At 69.9% G+C, this 3,211-nt stretch carries 1 protein-coding gene; it reads right to left on the bottom strand.

Going from position 1 to position 3,211, the window contains the following annotated elements; all coding sequences use genetic code 11:
* Positions 1-297: 297 nt before the first annotated feature.
* Positions 298-2,688: an arylsulfatase gene (locus G6O54_RS36560; RefSeq protein ID WP_165235924.1), complete on the bottom strand. Its 2,391-nt coding sequence runs from the start codon at positions 2,686-2,688 to the stop codon at positions 298-300.
* Positions 2,689-3,211 lie beyond the last annotated feature (523 nt).

Genomic DNA, 3,211 nt, shown 5'->3' with positions numbered 1-3,211 from the left:
AAAACGGCGATCGTTCCCGGACCTCGATGAGCACGGTCAAGACCAACTTCTCACCACCCCAGCCTCGCCCTCCCGGCCCCCCGGAGCGGCTCTTCTCCGAATGGGAGGGCGAGGCTCCTGCCGAGCCAGGCGCCGGCTGGCGATCGCGCCGGGGCCTGGTTCCCAACGGCATCGCCGGCCGCGTCGGGCGCAACAGAAACCGCCACGTCCGCATGCCGGGTGTGGGGCAGTCGATACCAACCTTTCGTCGGGGCAGGGCAGGGGTACGGCCGGCCTCCCGATCGTACCCCCGCGGCGTCACTTCAGCTCGACCGTCACCTTGTGGATCTTGCCGGTGAACCGGCTCGGCTCGCCGGGCCGGTAGTCCTCGGAGACGGGGGTGTCCTCGTCCACGCCGACGCCGGCCCCTTCGTCGACCGAGAAGACGTTCGCGGTCGTGCGGGCGATGCGGCGCTCGGCCACGTTCCGCCCGTTCACGGAGAGCTTGGCGGTCCCGCCCTTGCCGAGGCCGCCGCCGTCGTAGGCGAAGTCGAGGACGACCGTCGCCTTGCCCTCGGGCAGGGCCTGCGGCGCGGCGACCGTCGTCCGTTCCAGCCCGACCATGTTGTAGGCGTAGGTCGGCCTGCCGTCCTTCAGGTAGAGGCTCCAGCCGCCGAACCGGCCGGCCTGGGCCAGGATCACGCCGCTGGCGCCCCCCCTGGGGATCTCGACCTCGGCGGTGATCGAGTGCGAGCGGTTCTTCACGTTGATGAAGGCGTTCTCCGCGATGCCGGTCATGCCCTCGTAGAGCGCCAGCGACGTGCGCTGGCCCATCAGGTCGGGGCGGCCGGCCAGCTCCGGGAGGAGCCGTTCCGTGCCGCGGTCGTCGATCGGCAACACCTTGTACTTCACGGCCTCCTCCAGGAAGAGGGCCTGCAGGTCCTTCAGCTTGCCCGGCTCTCGTGCCGACAGGTCGTCGGCCAGGCTGAAGTCGCGGCGGGTGTCGTAGAGCTCCCACGCGTCCTTGTCCACGGTGGCGCGAGGCCGGGCCTCCCACGGGGCCTTGTGGATCGTCCGGGCCAGCCAGCCGTCGTGGTAGATGGCCCGGTTGCCGACGATCTCGAAGTACTGCGTCGTGTGGCGGTCCGCCGCCTTGGCGTCGTTGAAGGTGTAGGCGAGGCTCACCCCCTCGAAGGGCCGCTGTTCCGTGCCGTTGACGCTCTTCGGGAACGGCAGGCCCGCCGCCTCGAGCACCGTCGGCGCGACGTCGATGACGTGATGCCACTGGCTCCGCACCTCGCCCCTGGCCGCGAAGCCCTTCGGCCAGTGGACCACCATGCCGTTCTTGGTGCCGCCGAAATCCGAGGCGACCTGCTTGGACCACGCGAAGGGCGTGTTGCCGGCGATGGCCCAGCCGGCCGCGAAGTGCGGGTACGTCCCCGGGCCGCCCCAGTCGTCGAGGTGTTCGAACTGGTCGGCGAACGCCTGCGGGACGGCGTTGAAATACGTCATCTCGTTGAAGGTGCCGACCATGCCGCCCTCGGCGCTCGAGCCGTTGTCGCCGGCGATGTAGAGGAAGAGCGTGTCGTCCATGACGCCCATGTCTTCCATCGCCCGCACCAGGCGGCCGACCTCGGCATCGGCGTACTCGGCGAAGCCGGCGAAGACCTCCATCTGGCGGGCGAAGAGTTTCTTCTCATCGGCGGAGAGGGCGTCCCAGGCCTTGATGTCGGGGGGCCTGGGCGCCAGCCTGGTCCCCGGCGGCACCACCCCGAGCTTGATCTGGCGGGCGAGCGTCTCTTCCCGATACCGGTCCCAGCCGCCGTCGAACTTCCCCCGGTACCTGTCCGCCCACGACTTCGGGGCGTGGTGCGGCGCGTGGGTCGCCCCCGGCGCGAAGTACATGAAGAACGGCTTTCCCGGCGTCATGGCGTGCTGGAACCGCGCCCAGGCGATCGCCCGGTCGGTCATGTCGGTCATGAAGTGGTAGTTGGGATCGTTCGGCAGCTCGACCTTGGTCACGCCGTCGTAGAGGAGGGGCGCCCACTGGTTCGTCTCGCCGCCGAGGAAGCCGTAGAACTTCTCGAACCCGGACCCGGTGGGCCAGTTGCCGAACGGGCCGGAGACGCTCGTCTCCCAGAGCGGTGTCAGGTGCCACTTGCCGAAGCAGGCCGTGTTGTAGCCGTTGAGCCGGAGCATCTCGGCCAGCGGGGCCACCGAATTCGGGCGGATGCCCGTGTTGCCGGGGAAGGCCGTGGAGATGTCCTCGACCGCGCCCACGTTGCAGGTGTGGTGATTGCGGCCGCTCAGCAAGGCCGCCCGCGTGGGCGAGCAGAGGGCGGTGACGTGCATGTTGTTGTAGCGGAGGCCGCCGGCCGCCAGGCGGTCGAGCGTCGGCATGGCGCAGCCGCCCCCGAAGGTGCTGGGCTGGCCGAAGCCCATGTCGTCGATCAGGACGACGACGACGTTCGGCGCGCCCTTGGGGGCCTTCACCTCGAACCGCGGCGGGGCCTTGGCCTTGCGGGCGTCGAGCTCGGTAATCGGCGTGGATCTCGGCTCCGGGACGGGCAGGACCGTGCGGTCGAGCGGCCCCTCCGCGGGATCGTCCGGCGCGAAGGCCGTGGAGCATTGGCCCGACGTCGTCAACCAACCCAGCAGGGCGCCCGCCGCCAGCATGGCCATGGCCCCCGGTGTCGCTCGCGTTCGCATTGTGCCACCTCCTGAATGGAGCCTCCTCCGCGGGGCCTGGCGTTCGGCCCGTTGAACCGTTGCTGCTGGAACTCGGCCGGGCCGGGTCGGGTCGCCCGGCGACGAATGGAAGTGCTTCCGGTTGTACACGTCGTTCAGGAACCGCCCCATCAGCCCGTCGACATCGGCGAAGTGCCGTTACTCGGACAGGTTGAGACTTGCCTCCCGAATGGACTGCATCAGGCGCCCGGCGAACCCGTCCTCGTCCGTCTTACGACCGCCGCCATGCAGATGACCACGCCGCGGTCGACAGGCAGGCCAGTATACGCGGCGGCGGCGTGCAGCACACCATGGTCGGATTTCCGGATTGAGCCCCGGGGGCGGGGGACGCGGGGCGGGCGTCGCGAAGGAGGCCCGCCGAGGGATGTGGGAAAGGTGGTCCTTGCGACGGGCGAGGCCTATCCCGGATCTGTTGCGCGGGATCGAGGCTTCCTTGAACGTCCGGAGCCTGCCCGGGGCTCGGCAGGAGCCTCGCCCTCCCGTT

This window comes from Aquisphaera insulae (genome assembly GCF_011064615.1).
Lineage (GTDB): Bacteria > Planctomycetota > Planctomycetia > Isosphaerales > Isosphaeraceae > Aquisphaera > Aquisphaera insulae.
This window is presented reverse-complemented; position numbering and strand designations above follow the sequence as displayed.